Genomic DNA, 16261 nt, shown 5'->3' with positions numbered 1-16261 from the left:
GCGAGGGCTGCGATGGACGACCTGCTGGCGGATTTCCTCACCGAGACGCATGAGGGGCTGGTCGCCCTCGATTCCGCCCTGGTGCGGCTGGAACGCTCGCCGGACGACCAGCCGACGCTGTCGGAAGTGTTCCGCCTGGTCCACACCATCAAGGGGACCTGCGGCTTCCTCGGCCTGTCGCGGCTGGAGGCGGTGGCCCATGCGGCGGAGAATGTGCTCGGCCGCTACCGGGACGGCACGCTGCCGGTCACGCCGTCGGGGATCACGCTGATCCTCTCGGCGCTCGACCGGGTGAAGGCGATCGTCGCGGGGATCGAATCCAACGGCAACGAGCCCGTCGGGGAGGATGCGCCGCTGATCGCCGCGCTGAATGCCGCGGCGGAGGGCGAGGTCGCGGCGGTGCCGCCGCCGGTCGAGGTGCCGCAGCCGGTCGCCGTCGCCGCCCCCGTGGTGCCCGCCGCGCCGGTCGTGGCCGCCGCGCCACCGGCCGAGGAACACGCCCATCCCGTCGAGGCGCATGCCCATGATCCCGCCGCGGATGCCGCGGCACCCGGCGCCGGGGGGGTGGCCGCGCCGCAGACCATCCGCGTCTCGGTCGAGGTGCTCGAGAACCTGATGACGCTGGTCAGCGAGCTCGTGCTGACACGCAACCAGCTCCTGCAGCTCGCCCGCGCGCATCAGTCCGATGCCTTCGCCGTGCCGCTGCAGCGGCTGTCGCACATCACCTCCGACCTGCAGGAAGGGGTGATGAAGACGCGCATGCAGCCGATCGGCAATGCCTGGGCGAAGCTGCCGCGGCTGGTGCGCGACCTGTCGCACGAACTGGGCAAGAAGATCGAGCTCGACATGCGTGGCGCGCAGACGGAACTCGACCGCCAGGTGCTGGAGCTGATCCGCGACCCGCTGACGCACATGGTGCGCAATTCCGGCGACCACGGGCTGGAATCCCCCGCCGATCGCCGCGCCGCCGGCAAGTCGGAGACCGGACGCATCATCCTCAACGCCTATCACGAGGGCGGGCATATCATCATCGAGGTCGGCGACGATGGCCGTGGCCTGCCGGTGGAGAAGATCCGCGCCAAGGCGCTCGCCAACGGCCTGACCACCGAGGCCGAGCTCGCGCAGATGAGCGAGCGCGAGGTGCTGGCCTTCATCTTCGCGCCGGGTTTCTCGACCGCGCAGCAGGTGACCGCCGTCTCCGGCCGCGGCGTCGGTATGGATGTGGTGAAGACCAACATCGAGAAGATCGGCGGCACGGTCGAACTGACCTCGCGCGAAGGGCGCGGGACGACCTTCACCATCAAGATCCCGCTGACGCTGGCCATTGCCTCGGCGCTGATCGTCGAGGCCGGGGGGGAACGCTTCGCCCTGCCGCAGATCGGCGTGGTGGAACTCGTGCGCGTCGGTGCAGCGCAGGACGGCGCGCCGCGCATCGAACGCATCAAGGACGCCGCCGTGCTGCGCCTGCGCGACCGGCTGCTGCCGCTGGTCTCGCTGGCCGGACTGCTGCGCCTGCCGCCGGCCAGCGAGGATGAAGGCTTCGTCGCGGTGATGCAGGTGGGCGGCCAGGCCTTCGGCATCATCCTCGACCGTGTCTTCGACACCGAGGAGATCGTGGTGAAGCCGGTCGCGCCGATCCTGCGGCACATCACCATGTTCAGCGGCAACACCATCCTCGGCGACGGGTCGGTGATCATGATCCTCGACCCCAACGGCATCGCGCGCGCGGCGGGGGTGGGTCTCGACACCACGGCCGAGGAGGAGCGGCGCGGCGTGCCCGCCGTCGGCATGCGGTCCGACGCCAGCACGGCGCTGCTGCTGTTCCGCGCCGGCGATGGCGGGCCGAAGGCGGTGCCGCTCGGCCTCATCGCGCGGCTCGAGGACATTCCGGGCGAGCGCATCGAGATGTCGGGCCTGACGCCGGTCGTGCAGTATCGCGGCGGGCTGATGCCGGTCGTCCCGCTGAGCGCCGGCTGGATGCCGCCGGGAGGCGCGACACGCCAGCCGGTGCTGGTCTTCACCGAGAACGACCGCGCCATGGGCCTCGCCGTCGAGGAAATCCTCGACGTGCTGGACGAGACGCTGGAGATCCAGCCCGGCACCGGCCGTCCCGGATATATCGGCAGCGCGGTCATCGCCGGCCGTGTCACCGAGGTGATCGACACCGCCTATTGGCTCGCCCAGGCCGGGGAGGACTGGTTCCGCCCGAACCGCCCCAGCCGTGCCGATGCCACCCGCCCGCGCCTGCTGCTGGTCGAGGACAGCGCCTTCTTCCGCCACCTCGTCGTGCCCGCGCTGTCGGCCGGCGGCTATGAGGTGACGGCACTGGAGAATCCCGTCGCCGCGCTGAAGCTGCGCGAGGAGGGTGTGCCCTTCGACGCCATCATCTCCGACATCGAGATGCCGGGGATGGACGGCATCGCCTTCGCCCAGACGCTGCGCGCCGGGGGCACCTGGTCCGAGGCGCCGCTGATCGCGCTCTCCTCCCGCGCCGAGCCCACCGACGTGGCGCGCGGGCGGGAAGCCGGCTTCACCGACTATGTCGCGAAATACGACCGCGAGGCGCTGCTGCGCTCGCTCGCCGACTGCCTGTCGGCGCCGCTCGCGGCCTGAGGGGGGAACACGACCATGCAGACCGCCATCGCGGCGAAGGCCGCGCCACCCGCCCATCTCGCCGCGCCGCAGGAGGAGGATGTCTTCCTGACGCTGACCGTCGCCGGCCAGGCCTGCGCCGTGCCGGTGATGATGGTGCGCGACGTGCTCGGCGCGCACGCCATCACACGCATTCCACTCGCGCCGGGGGAGGTCGCGGGCAGCCTGAACCTGCGCGGGCGCATCGTCACCGCGCTTGATTTGCGGCTGCGGCTCGGTCTGCCGGCGCGCGATGCTGAGGCACCGCCGGCGATGAGCGTCGTCGTCGAACAGCATGGCGAGCTCTACGCCCTGCTCGTCGATCAGGTGGGGGAGGTGGTGCCGCTGCCGGCGCGCAACTTCGCCGCCAATCCGCCGACCCTCGATCCGCTGTGGCGCGAGGTGTCGAAGGGCGTGCACCGGCAGGAGGGGCAGCTCGTCATCGCGCTCGATGTCGGGCGCGTGCTGGCGATCGGCTGAGGAGGCGGGGATGGCGCAGCGAAGCTGCCTCGTGGTCGATGACAGCCTGGTGGTGCGTAAGGCCGCGCGCCGCATCATCGAAGGCTTCGGCTTTTCCGTCCGCGAGGCGAAGGACGGGCAGGAGGCGCTGAACGCCTGCCGCGAAAGCCTGCCCGATGGCGTGCTGCTCGACTGGAACATGCCGGTGATGGACGGCATCACCTTCCTGCGCGCCGCACGGCAGGAATTCGGGCCGGACCATCCGCGCATCGTCTTCTGCACGACCGAGGCCGAGATGACGCGCATCCTGGAGGCGCTGGAGGCGGGCGCCCAGGAATATGTGATGAAGCCCTTCGACGCGGAGATCATCCGCGACAAGTTCACCCAGGCTGGCCTGCTGGAGGAAGCGGCATGACCTCACCGCCCCCGGCGGCGGAGGAGATCCGGGTGATGCTGTGCGACGACAGCGCGACGGTGCGCGCGATCCTCGCCCGGTTGCTCGAGGCGGAAGCCGGCATCCGCGTGGTGCATCGCGCGGCGGATGGCAAGGCGGCGCTTGCCGCCCTGGCGGAGACACGGCCGGATGTCGTGCTGCTCGACCTGGAAATGCCGGTGATGGACGGCATGACCGCCCTGCCGTTGATCCTGAAGGCGGCGCCGGGGGCGGCGGTGATCGTCGCCTCCGCGCTGACGCAGCGCGGGGCCAAGGCGGCGATCGCGGCGCTGGCGGCCGGGGCGGTGGACTACATCCCGAAGCCGCAGGGCAGCGGCGGCGGCGCGGCCGATCCGGCCTTCCGCACCGAACTGCTGACCAAGGTGCGCGGCTGGGCGCGGATGAAGCGGCGGGAACGGCAGCGGGCCACGCGCCCGGCCGTGGCGACACCGGCGCCGGCGCCGCTGCGACCAGCGGCGACGGCGCGCGGGTCAACGGCGCGGCCCCTGCTGCTCGCCATCGGCTGTTCGACGGGCGGGCCGCAGGCCCTGGCGACGCTGCTGAAGCGCCTGCCGCGCCTGCCCGTGCCGGTCGCGGTGGTACAGCACATGCCGGCGGGATTCACCGCCATGCTGGCCGAGCACCTCGACCGTGCCGGCGCTATGCGCTGTGCCGAGGCGCAGGATGGCGAGGTGCTGGCGCCGGGGCGGGTGTATCTCGCCCCAGGGGATCGGCATCTGCTGGTCGAGGCCGTGCCGGGCGGCTTCCGCGCGCGTATCACCACCGATCCGCCGGAGAATTTCTGCCGCCCGGCGGTGGATCCGATGCTGCGCAGCGCGGCGCGTGCCGCCGGCGGCCGGGTGCTGGCGGTGATCCTGACCGGCATGGGTCAGGACGGGCTGGAAGGCTGTCGCGCGGTGGTCGCCGCCGGGGGCCAGGTGTTGGCGCAGGACGAAGCCAGTTCGGTGGTCTGGGGCATGCCCGGGGCGGTGACGCGCGCCGGCCTGCCGCTGCTGGTCGCGCCGCCGGAGGCGCTCGCCGAACGCATTGCCGCCACCGCGGCGGAGAGGATGATGGCATGACGCCGGACAGCTTCAATTTCCTCGCCGGGCTGGTGAAGGCGCGCTCCGGCATCGTGCTGACCGCGGACAAAGGCTACATGCTGGAGACGCGGCTTGGCGCGCTGCTGCGGCGGGAAGGCATGCCGAGCCTCGATGCGCTGGCGCTGCGCCTGCGCGGGGCCGGCGCGGAGCCGCTGATCGCCGAGATGGTGGAGGCGCTGACCACCAATGAGAGCTCCTTCTTCCGCGACGGCAAGCCCTTCGACCATCTGAAGAAGCTGCTGCCGCGCCTGGCCGCGGCGCGGGCGCCGGGCCAGCCCCTGCGCATCTGGTCGGCGGCCTGCTCCTCGGGGCAGGAGGCCTATTCGGTCGCGATGGTCGCGGCGGAACTCGCGCCGCTGCTGGGCGGGCGGCGGGTGGAGATCCTGGGCACCGACATCTCGCGGGAGATGCTGGCTCGGGCGCAGGATGGCCTCTTCACGCAGTTCGAGGTGCAGCGCGGCCTGCCGGTGCAGATGCTGGTGAAGCACTTCCGGCAGGAAGGCACGCGCTGGCGCATCGCGCCGGAGCTGCGCGCCATGACGCGCTGGCAGTATTTCAACCTGCTGGACGATTTGCGCGGGCTCGGGCGCTTCGACGTGGTCTTTTGCCGCAACGTGCTGATCTACTTCGACGCACCGACCAAGACGCGCGTGTTGGCGGCGCTGGCCGGGCAGGTGGCCGCGGATGGCGTGGTCTATCTGGGCGGGGCGGAGACGGTGCTGGGCCTCACCGACCGGCTGGTGCCGGCGGCGGGCGAGCGCGGGGTCTATGAGCCGGCCAGGCCAGCGGCGCGGGCGAGCTGACGGGAAAGGCATCGCCGGTGCCGCCACATGCTGCGGGACCGCGATCCTGCGGAATGCTGCGCCTTGGTGCGCGGACCGGGATGATGGTTGCGGTGCGGGATTCGTAGGGCGGTCGCGATGACGGAAGGGGGCATGCCACCTTGGCCATTGCTGCGACGATCCCTGCCCGAAAGGCGCGAGGGATTTGGACCGGGGCGCGGAGATGCCGCCCCGTGCGAGAAGGGGGCAAGGCCCCCTTTCGTTCAGGCGGCGCGGACGTCGATGCCTGCGGCGGGAGCGGTGCCGGCCTGCCAGCCGGCGGCACGGGCGACCGCGGGATCACGCAGGACGTAGCCGCGACCCCAGACCGTGCCGATCAGGTCCGAAGCGCCAGCCTGGGCCAGCTTCTTGCGCAGCTTGCAGATGAAGACGTCGATGATCTTCACCTCGGGTTCGTCGATGCCGCCATAGAGGTGGTTGAGGAAGGCTTCCTTCGTCATCACCACCCCCTTCCGCAGGGCCAGCAATTCGAGGATCGCGTATTCCTTGCCCGTCAGATGCACGGGGCGGCCATCGACCGTCACCTCCCGCGAACCGAGGTTCAGGTTCAGCGGGCCGACCTGCAGCGTCGGCTGGCTGAAACCCTTGGCGCGGCGGACGATGGCATGGATGCGGGCTACCAGCTCCTGCTGGTCGAAGGGCTTGGTGATGAAGTCGTCGGCGCCCATGCCGAAGACCTTCACCTTCGTCTGCGGGCGGGAAATGCCCGAGAGGATGAGGACGGGCGTCTCGATGCGCGCAGCGCGGAGGCGGCGGACCACCTCGGAACCGTCGATGTCCGGCAACATCAGATCCAGGATGACGATGTCGTAATCGTAAAGGCGGGCGAGTTCGACCGCCTCTTCGCCGGTGTCAGCGGAGTCCACGATCATCGCAGCCTGGCGAAGCATCATCGTGATGCCGCGCGCAGTTGTGAGATCGTCTTCAACCAATAAGACGCGCATTTTGGTGCCCTCTCACTCTATGGGCGTAGATTACCACCTATGCGCGTATCCTCAAGCGGTTTTTCACCACCGGTCTGCGTCAAGAATAACGCGTAAACCTGAAAAATCGTCTAAAGCTCTGTTTATGAGACGTTTGTTTATGGTCACCTATCCGCGAGATTTTTGAGGGACGCTACCCACGGTTGTGGCGCCTCGCGGGGCAGGAAATGGCCCGCGTCGGGCACCACGATCCGTCGGAACGGACCGGTGAAATGCCGTTCGCAGCCCTCGCTGTTCGCCGGTGGGTCGACCCCGTCATCCGCTCCGTGCAGCACCACCGTCGGGATCGTGATGGGCGGCTGGGCGATGAGGCGCGCCTCGATCGCCTCCAGTGTCGGGTCGCCGGGCGCGGCCTGGTGGCGATGGCGATAGGACTGCACGACGGTCGCGACGAAGTCGGGATTGTCGAAGCTGGCCGCGGTGCGCGCGTATTCGGCGTCGGTCAGCGGATAGGTCGGTGACCAGAGCTTCCACAGCAGCCGGCAGAAGGAAGCGCGGTTGGCGGTGAGGCCGGCGACCCCGCGTTCGGTGTGCAGGTACCATTGGTACCAGTAGCGCAAATCACGTTCCGGATCGGCCGGGCGCAGGGCGTTCGGGATGTCCTGGATGTTGTAGCCGGCCGCCGAGACCAGCCCGATCACGCGCTCCGGCCACAGCGCCGCGACGATGCAGGCGGCGCGCCCGCCCCAGTCATAGCCGGCGAGCAGGGCGCGGCCGATCCCCAGGGCGTCCATCAGCGCCAGCAGGTCGGCGGCCAGCGCCGCCTGCTGACCCGACCGCGGCGTGGTGGGGTCCCGGTATCGCGTCGGGCCATAGCCGCGCAGATACGGCACCACGACGCGGAAGCCGGCCTCGGCCAGCGGACCGGCGACGCCGTCATAGGTGCGTACATCGTCAGGGAAGCCGTGCAGCAGGATGACCGGCGTGCCGGACTCCGGGCCATGCAGTTCGACGGCGATATCCAGCACGCCGGCGGTGATCATGTGGTGGGTCATGCGTGTTCCTTCTGGCATGGGTCAGTGGCAGGACGCGGACAGTGCCCTCGTCGCGTTGCGGCCGGGCAGAAGCTGGACGCATTCGCGGGTGCTGCTCGGCAGCACCTGGGCGAGCACTGTCGCGGTGCCCCGGTAGCGGCAGACGATCAGGAAGCCGCGCGGGCTGCCGTCCGATAGATCCCAGCGCTGGCGGAGCCGGCCTTCACGCATGGTGCTTTCATCGGGCACCAGTGAGCCAGGTGCCTCGGCGCGCAGGTCGCCCGGGCCGCCATCGACGATGATTACGCCCTCGAAGGTCCTGCGGCCCGGCGCGTCCGGGCCGCGAAAGGGAAAGCCGGTGGGGGAGGGATGCGGTTCGACGATCCAGCCGGCGGCGTCGATCACCGGTGTCGTGATGGTGGCCGGGCAGGCGATTTCGGCCAGGGCGGTGCCGGGGATCAGCAGGATGGAAAGAAGGGCGATGCGATGCATGGGGCCTCGCGCGTTCTGAGCGCAACGAGGCTGGCGCGCGGCCCCCGGCCGCGCAAGGCTATCGCCAGCGGCGATGCATCCAGAGCCACTGGCCGGGATATTCGCGGATCCAGCCGGCGATGACGTCGTTCATCGCCTGGGTCGCGGCCTCGACGTCGATCTGGCCCTCGGCGTCGCGCGGCAGGGCGATCTCCTCGGTCAGGTCCAGGCGAAAGCGGCCATCGGGCAACCGGATGGCGCGCGCGCCATGCACCGGGCAGTCGAAGCGCCGCGCGAGCTGCGCCAGCAGCGGATTGGCCTGGGCCGGCCGGCCAAGGAAGGTGATGCGCGGCCCGCGCCCGAAGCGCTGATCGACCAGCATGCCGATATGCAGCCCGCGTTCGAGCGCCTTGGCGAGCTTGAAGGGCGCGCTCATCCCCGCCGCCACCAGTTGGCCCATGCTGTCGCGGCGCAGTTCGAGGATGGCCTTGGCAACGGCCGGGCTGTTGGGGGTGCGATACAGCACCGCGCTGTGGATGCCATGCTTCGTCGCGGCGATGGCGGGCAATTCCCAATTGGCCAGATGCGCCGAGAAGACGATGGCCGGCTTGCCGTCCTCGCGCAGGCGTTCATACAGCGCGACCGTTTCGGGCGTCGCGGTGATGCGCCCCCTGTCCGGGTGCTCCGGATCGAAGTCCCAGATCCGGTCCATATGGACGTATTCGCAGGCGACGCGGCCGAGATTGTCCCAGGCCTCGGTCAGGATCGCCGCGCGTTCGGCCTCGGTCTTCTCCGGGAAGGCGGCGGCGATGTTGTCCCGCGCGATGCGGTTCGCCCCCGTGAACGGCCCCAGATTGCGCGTGATCCACGCCCCGATGCGCGGTCCGGCATCGGGGCCGAGCAGGCGCAGCAGCGCGAAGACCGCACGGACCAGGAGCCCGAACAGTTTGTCCGCGAAGAGCCAGAGCCTGTACTTAAAGCGTAACAACGATCTTCCCGAAGACGCGGCGGCTTTCCAGCCGGTCGAGCCCTTCCGTGAAGCGTTCCACCGGCAGCACCGTGTCCAGCACCGGCAGGATGCCGCGCGCCATCTTGTCGTAGCCGTCGGCGATGTTGCGCATCGACGCGCCGAAGGACCCGAAGATGCGCAACTGGCGCTGGAACAGCATCATCAGGTTGGTCTCGGCGGACACGCCGGAGGTCGACCCGCAGGTCACCAGCCGCCCGCCCATGCGCAGCGACAGCAGCGATCCCGACCAGGTGGACGCGCCCACATGTTCGAACACCACATCGACACCGACCTTGTTCGTGGCACGCCGCGCGACCGTCGGGAAGTTCTGCGTCGAGTAGTTCACCACCACATCGGCGCCGAGCGCCTTGGCCTTGGCGCATTTCTCGTCATCGCCGGCGGTGGCGATGACGGTGCAGCCCATGGCCTTGGCGATCTTCACCGCCACCGTGCCGATGCCCGATCCCGCGGCGTGGACGAGGATGGTCTCGCCCGGCTCCAGCTTCGCATTGTCGAACAGCATGTGCTCGACGGTGGAGAAGGTGATGGTTCCGCAGGAGGCGTCCTCCCACGAAATTCCCTCCGGCACGCGCACCAGCAGGCGGGCTTCCTGGTTCACCTTCTCGCAGGCGAAACCGCCGACATGGAAGCCCTTCACGCCGCGGACGTCCTCGCAAAGGTTGTCCTGCCCGGCAAGGCAGCGGCGGCACTTGCCGCAGGTCAGCGCGCCATAGGGCGCGGCGCGGTCGCCGACCTTCCAGTCGGACACGCCCTCGCCGACGGCGATGACCTCGCCCACCGCCTCGGCGCCGACGGTCAGCGGCATCTCGCGCTTGGCGAAGGCCATGCCGCGGAAGCCCCAGACGTCGATGTGGTTCAGCGCGACCGCCTTGATGCGCAGCGTCACCTCGCCCGGGGCGGGCGGGGGCGGGTCGGCGACGTCTTCCAGGCGAAGGTCGCGGTCGGCATGAAGGCGAAGTGCGCGCATGGGCTTCCCGTCAGTCAGAATTGGAGGGGCTCTGCCCCTCCAAACCACCCCGCCCAGGGATCCCAGTGACGTTGCTTTGCAACCTCAATGGGGACCCGTCGGCCGAAAGGCCTCTGGACACCTCGACTTGGCGCCGGGCGGTGCGGGCCTTCCTATAAGCGGAGCGATCCGCCCTGCCCAGCACCCAGAATGGCCTGCCCGGTTCGGCGCCCTCTGCCACGCCATCTAGGGCCCGGGCGGGTCGCCACGCGGACGGCGTCACGCCGCTCCAGCGACGGAAGCTGCGGACGAAGGCGCTGTGGTTCGCGTAGGACAGGGCATTGGCGACCTCGCCGATCGTGAGGTCGGTCAGCGCCAGCAACTCCTCGGCCATGACGGCACGGACGGCGTCGCGCTCCCGCACGAAGCTCGTGCCCTCCGCGGCCAGCCGCCGGTCGAGCGTCCGCGACGACAATCCGAGGCCGTGCGCGAGCTCCTCGAGCGTCGTCTCGCCGAGGCTCAGCGCCGGGCGGAGCGCATGGCGCAGCCGCGCCGCGGCCGATTGCAGGTCGAGCCCCAATCGCTCGGCAACCTGCGCGAGCAGCCGCTGGTGCGCGGCGGGGTCGGCGGACGGGTTCGGCGCCGCCAGGTCGCTTCGACGCAGGAGAAGGCAGGTCTGGCGCTCGTTGAAGCGCACCGGAACGCCGGCGAGCCGTTCGAAGCCACGGCCGTCGGGCGGCATGCGTCCCGAAAACTGCACCTCGATCGGATGGACGGCACCCCCGGACAGCAGGGGCACGATCCGCAGGGCGGCGCCGATATAGACCCCGTAGACCTGCAGTGCGGTCGGCGTGAAGCGATCGTAGATCCCGTAGCCGAAGGCGACATAGTCATCCAGCGGGATCAGATAGGCGCTGCCGCTGCTCGATAGCCCACCCTGAACGCTCACATAGTCGCGGAGCGCCTGGCCGAGTGTCGCCGCAGAGCTCATCAGTGCGCCAACCGCCCCGAGACAGCGATGGTCGTTCGCGAGCCCGACGCGCAACCCGAACTCGGACCGGCCCGTGGCCTCGGTGCCGCGCTCAAGCAGGGCGACCAGCGTGCCGTAGGGCAGCCACGCGTCGCGCTGCATCGCTTCTGTGCTGAGGCCGAGGCCGGCGAGGATCGGCTCCGCATCGACCCCGGCTTCGCGCAGCACGGCCGGGACGACGGCGAGCGGGCCAACGCGTTGCAGGGATTCGTGAGGCCTTGAGATCATCGTCCGATTGGCGAGAAAGGATAAGCGCGACGTCTTTCGCACGACTACGACGTCGCCAAAACCCATCCGGGGTTCCTCCGCGTCGGCCCTGGCGGCGTGACGCACCGGATGCGGCTGATGAAGGACATTGCCATGACCGCACCCACCCGCTTCGACACGCTGTCCCGCCGCGGCCTTCTGGCCGCCACCGCGACGACCGCCCTGGCGGCGGAAGCCCTCGCGCCGCGTGCCGCCATGGCCCAGACAATCGGCGCCGATGAGGCGCGGCAGATCGCCATCGATGCCTACATCTACGGCTATTCGCTCGTGACGACCGACATCACCCGGCTGCAGATGAGCAACGTGGCCCAGCAGGGCCTGATGCAGGCGCCGCTCGGTTCCTTCTTCAACGTCCGTGGTTATCCGCCGGCGGATTATCGCGGCGTCTCGGCGACCAATGCCGACACGCTCTATTCGATGGCTTGGCTCGACCTGCAGGAGCCGCAGGTGTTCAGCCATCCCGAGATCAAGGGCCGCTTCTTCAACTTCGAGCTGATCGACCTCTGGATGGTGGTCAAGCATAGCGTCGGGACCAACACCACCGGGACGGCCGCGGCGACCTACCTCTTCACGGGTCCGGGCTGGCAGGGCCAGGTGCCGCCGGGGATGGTCCACATCGCCTATCCGACGCGCTATCTCGGCGTGCTCGGCCGCACCTATGCGCTCGATACGCCCGAGGATCTCGCCATCGTCCACCGGCTGCAGGACCAGTACAAGGTCGTGCCGCTGTCCTCCTGGGGTAAGCCATTCACCTTCGCCGCGCCGCCCGTCGTCGATGCCGGCATTCCGCATCGCGAGGCCCCGCAGAAGGTGATCCTCAGCCTCGGCCTCGAAGGCTATTTCAACTGGATGACCCGGCTGATCCCGGCGGCGGCGGTCCCCGCGGCGGAAGATGCGCCGATGATCGAGCGGATGGCGAAGATCGGCCTGGTGCCGGGTCGGCCCTTCGAGATGTCGAAGCTCTCCCCGGCCGTGCAGGCCGCGCTGCGCGACGTGCCGCAGGTCGTTACCGACCGGCTCAATGCGGGTTGGGCCAATCTAGGCCAGGACCGCAACGGCTGGCGCGTGACGACGAGCGGCGCGATCTACGGCACCGATTACCTGACGCGCGCCATCTGGGCCTCGAATGGCTGGCCCTCGCAGCAGCCGGAGGTGTCCGTCTATCCGACCGTCTATGTCGACAGCACCGGCGAGGCGCTGAGCGGGACGAAGGGCTACACCCTCACCTTCAAGCGGGGCGAACTGCCGCCGCTCAACGAGATGGGCTTCTGGTCGATCACCATGTACCAGATCGACAACGGCCTGTGGTTCTACCCGAACCCGCTCAACCGGCTGACGCTGAGCACGCGGAATACCTTCAAATACAATCAGGACGGCTCGCTGACGCTCTACTTCCAGCACGCCTCGCCGGGCGCGGAAAAGGAGTCGAACTGGCTGCCCGCCCCGGCCGCGCCCTTCGCGATGACCATGCGGCTCTACTGGCCGAACCGGACCCCGCCGTCGATCCTGGACGGCACCTGGGCCCCGCCGCCGGTGGTCAAAAGCTGAACCTGTCGGGCCGTCCCGCAGCGGCGCCGAAGCCATGGTGACGTGAGGGGCGGTTCCGGCGTGAGGGCGTCAATGCGGGGCTGTGGAACCGAGAGGGGCTTTGCCCCTCTCGGGCTCTCCCCACCAAAGGCCGAAAGGCCTTTGGAAACCTCGACTTGGCATTGCGCGCTATCGGCAGAATGCCGTGCCGAAACCCGCATCTGCGCACCACGCGCGCGTGATGGGCACAGCGCGGCAGTCATGCCCAACGCCAAAGGATTGCGGTCCGGCTGGTTCAAGCAGCAGGGGCATCCATCGGCCTTGTGATGCAACGTCGATAGGACCCCAATGGCGGGGTGGTTCGGCGCGGAGCCCCTCCGATCGTCGCCAGCAGATGCAGGGAAGGCCTTCGCAGACCTCAACCGGGTGCCGGGTGATCGGGCCTTCCCAGACGGGAAGCGATCCGCCGCCCCCAGAGTCCGGCAATGCCCTGTCGGCCGGGCACAACCGGCCCGCAGGTACACCAGCGCTAAAGGAGGTTTCCAAAGGCCTTTCGGCCTTTGGTGGGGTGGGGTCCGGGGAGGGGCGAAGCCCCTCCTCGGCTCAAGGCGCCGCGCTCACTACCAGGCAAACATTCTGCCCGCCGAACCCGAAGGAGTTCGACAGCACGTGCTTCAGCCCGGACACCGGCCGCGCGACGTTCGGCACCACGTCGAGCATCACGGTCGGGTCCGGCTCGTCGTGGTTGATGGTCGGCGGCAGGACCTGGTCGCGGATGGTCAGCAGGCTGAAGGCCGCTTCCAGCGCGCCGGCGGCGGACAGGGTGTGTCCAATCATCGACTTGTTGGAGGAGATGGGCGGCGGCGCGTCGCCGAAGACGGCGCGCATGCCCAGGGTCTCCATCTTGTCGTTCTCGGGCGTCGAGGTGCCGTGCGCGTTGACGTAGCCGATGTCGGCGGGCTCAAGGCCCGCATCGGTGATGGCGTTGCGCATGGCGCCGATGATGGCGTGGCCGTCGGGGTTGGAGCGGGTGCGGTGGAAGCTGTCCGCGCGTTCGCCGCAGCCGGCGATGATGCCGAGGACCTCGGCGCCGCGTGCCGTCGCGTGCTCCAGGCTTTCGAGGATCAGCGCGGCCGCGCCTTCGCTCATCACGAAGCCGTCGCGCGACTTCTCGAAGGGGCGGGACGCCTTCTCGGGCGCGTCGTTGCGGGCGGTGAGGGCGGAGAGCAGCGAGAAACGGATCACCGCTTCCGGCTGCACGGACCCATCGGTGCCGAGCGCGATCGCCGCGTCGGATTCGCCACGCTGGATCGCCTCGACCGCCATCTGGATGGCGGAGGCGCCGGTGGCACACGCCGTGGTCAGCGCGATCGGCGCGCCGGTGGTGCCGAAGCGCGCGGCCAGGCGCTCGCCGACGCCGCCGAACATGAAGGTCTCGTAGATGTCGCGCCGGCCGGTGGCGACCTGGGTGATGGCCGGATAGGCGCCGGAGCCGTTCGCCTGGCGGGCGAGCTCGAAGCGCTGCGGCCATTCCAGCTCCACGGGCGGCATGCCGAGCATCAGTGGGCCGGGAAAGGCGCCCGCGGTGCCGAGCTTCGCCTGGGCGAGGGCTTCCGTCACCGCGGCCTCGGCCATGCGTTCCACGCGCACGGCGGCGGAGACGGGGGGTGCGCCTTCCGCTTCCTCGGGCAGTTCGACGGTGCCGGCGATGGTGGTGCGCAGCTTGTCCACCGCGAAGCGGCGGATGCGGCTGATGCCGGACTTGCCGGCCTTGAGCGCGGCCCAGCTTTCCTCGCGGCCCCAGCCGAGCGGGGTGACGATGCCGATGCCGGTGACGGCGACAAGCGGCCGTCCGAGATGATCCTTCATGCCGCGCGCTCCAACAGGGCCAGGGCTTCTCCGCGCCACTGGCCGAAGCCGGTGACGAGGATGCGCTCCACCGCGCCGTCTCCGGCATCGGCCGGGTCCATGGCGGGGTAGAAGCCGCCGCGTGACAGCGCCAGGGCGCCGAGGGCGACGTTGGCGGGGAAGGTGGCCTCGACCCCGTGGCCCAGCAAGGTGCCGGTGCGGCGGATGGCCGCGTCGCCGAACCCGGCGAGGAACTCCTCCTCGGCGGCGCGGGCATCCGGCACGCCGGTCATGCCGGACAGCACGCCCAGGCTGCCCGAGGGCGCGCCGAGCTTCTGCCACAGCGCCTTGGCCGCGGCGGCGGAGGGGTTCGGGCGATTGTGCGCGGCATCGGTTGCGACACCGGACAGCTTCGCGAGCGGCGTCGCGCCGCGCCCTGCGGCGTGTTCCGCGGTCTCCAGCACCAGGAAGGCACCGAGGGCGCCTCCGACGAAGCCGCCATCGCCGGGACGCGCGGACACTGGCGCAAAGGGCCCGCGCCAAAGCGCATTGCCCGAGCCATAGAGCAGTGCGAGATCCCAGCGCTGGGAGGCATAGGCCCCACCTACCAGCGCGATCCCGCCGCGGCCTTCGGACAGGCGGGCGGCGGCGATGCGCACCGCGTCGGCGGCCGCCGCTTCCTCACCCATGAAGGTGCGCGACGACCCCGTCACGCCATGCACGATCGAGATGTTGCCGGCGAGAAGGTTGGACAACTGCGCGAGGAACAGCGTCGGCCGCAGTTCCGTGCCGAGCTTCTCGTTCAGGATCGGACCGGTTTCCTCGGCGGGCGTGGTGCAGAGCGCGGTCGCCACCGCCTCATCCACCGCGATGTCGCGCTCCCCGCCGCCGGCGGCGACGATGAGGTGCATGTCGGAGACGAGGTCTCGCGCGCCGGCCTGGTCGATGGCGAGGCCGGCGGCATAGGTGCCGAGGCGCTGCCAGGGCTCCATCTGCCGCTGGTCGCCCTTCTTCGGGATCTGCTTGTCGAGGCTGAGCGCCGGCAGCGGATGCACCGGGTAGGGCGCGAAGGTTGCCTCGTCCACCACGGGCTTCGTGCCGGGCTGGGACAGCGCGTCCCAATGCGCGTCCGGCCCCTCGCCGAGCGAGGAGACCAGCCCGATGCCGGTGATGACGACGTCCTGCTTCTTCATGCGAGGCCGAGCTCCTGCCCGCGCTGACGCATGGCGGCGGCCAGCTCGGGGGCGGGGAAATCCATGATGCGCAAGGTCAGCTCCGCGTCGCAGATGCGCTTGCCATTCGCTTCGATGCGCGCCTTGGTCACGGCATAGCCGGACCCGTCATGCAGGCGCTGCGCGTGCACTGTCACCGGCGTTCCCGGGCCGACGAAGGAGCGGAACTTCGCTTCCTTCACGCCCATCAGGAAGGGCATGCGCTCGAAGTCCATGAGCTTCAGCAACAGCCAACCCGAGGCCTGGGCCATCGTCTCGACCAGCAGCACGCCCGGCATCAGCGGGTAGCCGGGGAAATGGCCCTCGAAGACCGGGGAGGCGTCGGGGATGGTGCTCTCGACCACGATCGCCTCGCCTTCCAGCGCGGCGACGCGGTCGATCATCTGGAAGTATTCGAGCTTCACGCCCGCACTCCTTCAGTGACCGTTCGGAAATGCGCCGATTGGCGCCGTTCCGTGTCCGGCACCGGCCCGCACCCCTCTCGG

General features: G+C 69.8%; 15 protein-coding genes. 6 read left to right on the top strand and 9 right to left on the bottom strand.

The window, feature by feature from the left end; translation table 11 throughout:
- Positions 1-12 precede the first annotated feature (12 nt).
- From KPL78_RS25185 to KPL78_RS25165, 5 genes are read left to right on the top strand one after another with little or no spacing between them, the layout of a single operon-like run.
- A complete protein-coding gene (locus tag KPL78_RS25185; protein WP_219765733.1) occupies positions 13-2613 on the top strand; it encodes a hybrid sensor histidine kinase/response regulator in 2601 nt (866 codons plus the stop codon).
- A gap of 15 nt (positions 2614-2628) precedes the next feature.
- Positions 2629-3111, top strand: a complete 483-nt coding sequence (locus KPL78_RS25180) for a chemotaxis protein CheW (protein ID WP_219765732.1) — start codon at positions 2629-2631, stop codon at positions 3109-3111.
- Between the two features lie 10 nt (positions 3112-3121).
- Positions 3122-3505, top strand: a complete 384-nt coding sequence (locus KPL78_RS25175; protein WP_219765731.1) for a response regulator — start codon at positions 3122-3124, stop codon at positions 3503-3505.
- A complete protein-coding gene (gene cheB, locus KPL78_RS25170) occupies positions 3502-4605 on the top strand; it encodes a chemotaxis-specific protein-glutamate methyltransferase CheB (RefSeq protein WP_255569425.1) in 1104 nt (367 codons plus the stop codon). Before KPL78_RS25175 ends, cheB begins: the two co-directional genes overlap by 4 nt.
- Positions 4602-5429, top strand: a complete 828-nt coding sequence (locus KPL78_RS25165) for a CheR family methyltransferase (RefSeq protein WP_219765730.1) — start codon at positions 4602-4604, stop codon at positions 5427-5429. Before cheB ends, KPL78_RS25165 begins: the two co-directional genes overlap by 4 nt.
- Before the next feature lie 242 nt (positions 5430-5671).
- On the opposite strand, the gene ctrA is transcribed toward KPL78_RS25165, so the two are convergent.
- From ctrA to KPL78_RS25135, 6 genes are all read right to left on the bottom strand, one after another.
- A complete protein-coding gene (ctrA, locus tag KPL78_RS25160) occupies positions 5672-6412 on the bottom strand; it encodes a response regulator transcription factor CtrA (RefSeq protein WP_219765729.1) in 741 nt (246 codons plus the stop codon).
- A 143-nt stretch (positions 6413-6555) separates the two neighbouring features.
- Complete coding sequence (locus KPL78_RS25155) at positions 6556-7446, bottom strand: alpha/beta fold hydrolase (RefSeq protein WP_255569424.1); 891 nt, start codon at positions 7444-7446, stop codon at positions 6556-6558.
- 21 nt (positions 7447-7467) lie between these two features.
- Positions 7468-7917: an STY0301 family protein gene (locus KPL78_RS25150; RefSeq protein WP_219765728.1), complete on the bottom strand. Its 450-nt coding sequence runs from the start codon at positions 7915-7917 to the stop codon at positions 7468-7470.
- Positions 7918-7975: 58 nt separating this feature from the next.
- Entirely contained in the window at positions 7976-8884 is a 909-nt protein-coding gene (locus tag KPL78_RS25145) for a lipid A biosynthesis lauroyl acyltransferase (RefSeq protein WP_219765727.1), read from the bottom strand.
- Positions 8871-9893, bottom strand: coding sequence for a zinc-binding dehydrogenase (locus tag KPL78_RS25140; RefSeq protein WP_219765726.1), 1023 nt, complete (start codon positions 9891-9893; stop codon positions 8871-8873). The genes KPL78_RS25145 and KPL78_RS25140 overlap by 14 nt, the downstream gene beginning before the upstream one ends.
- 10 nt (positions 9894-9903) lie before the next feature.
- A complete protein-coding gene (locus KPL78_RS25135) occupies positions 9904-11196 on the bottom strand; it encodes an AraC family transcriptional regulator (protein ID WP_219765725.1) in 1293 nt (430 codons plus the stop codon).
- Between the two features lie 66 nt (positions 11197-11262).
- Here KPL78_RS25135 and KPL78_RS25130 point away from each other — a divergent pair, with 66 nt between their 5' ends.
- Positions 11263-12717 carry a DUF1254 domain-containing protein gene (locus KPL78_RS25130; protein WP_219765724.1) on the top strand — a complete coding sequence of 485 codons (1455 nt, stop codon included), beginning with the start codon at positions 11263-11265 and terminating at the stop codon, positions 12715-12717.
- Positions 12718-13299: 582 nt separating this feature from the next.
- Here the strand turns inward: KPL78_RS25130 and KPL78_RS25125 are convergent.
- From KPL78_RS25125 to KPL78_RS25115, 3 genes are read right to left on the bottom strand one after another with little or no spacing between them, the layout of a single operon-like run.
- The gene (locus tag KPL78_RS25125) at positions 13300-14565 is read right to left on the bottom strand and encodes a beta-ketoacyl synthase N-terminal-like domain-containing protein (protein WP_219765723.1); all 1266 of its coding nucleotides are present in this window, start codon (positions 14563-14565) and stop codon (positions 13300-13302) included.
- Positions 14562-15737, bottom strand: coding sequence for a beta-ketoacyl-ACP synthase (locus KPL78_RS25120; RefSeq protein ID WP_219765722.1), 1176 nt, complete (start codon positions 15735-15737; stop codon positions 14562-14564). The genes KPL78_RS25125 and KPL78_RS25120 overlap by 4 nt, the downstream gene beginning before the upstream one ends.
- Positions 15734-16180 (bottom strand): 3-hydroxyacyl-ACP dehydratase FabZ family protein, encoded by a 447-nt coding sequence (locus KPL78_RS25115; protein WP_219765721.1) that lies wholly within the window; start codon positions 16178-16180, stop codon positions 15734-15736. Before KPL78_RS25115 ends, KPL78_RS25120 begins: the two co-directional genes overlap by 4 nt.
- Positions 16181-16261 lie beyond the last annotated feature (81 nt).

The sequence above is a fragment of the Roseomonas alba genome, from assembly GCF_019430885.1.
Lineage (GTDB): Bacteria > Pseudomonadota > Alphaproteobacteria > Acetobacterales > Acetobacteraceae > Neoroseomonas > Neoroseomonas alba.
This window is presented reverse-complemented; position numbering and strand designations above follow the sequence as displayed.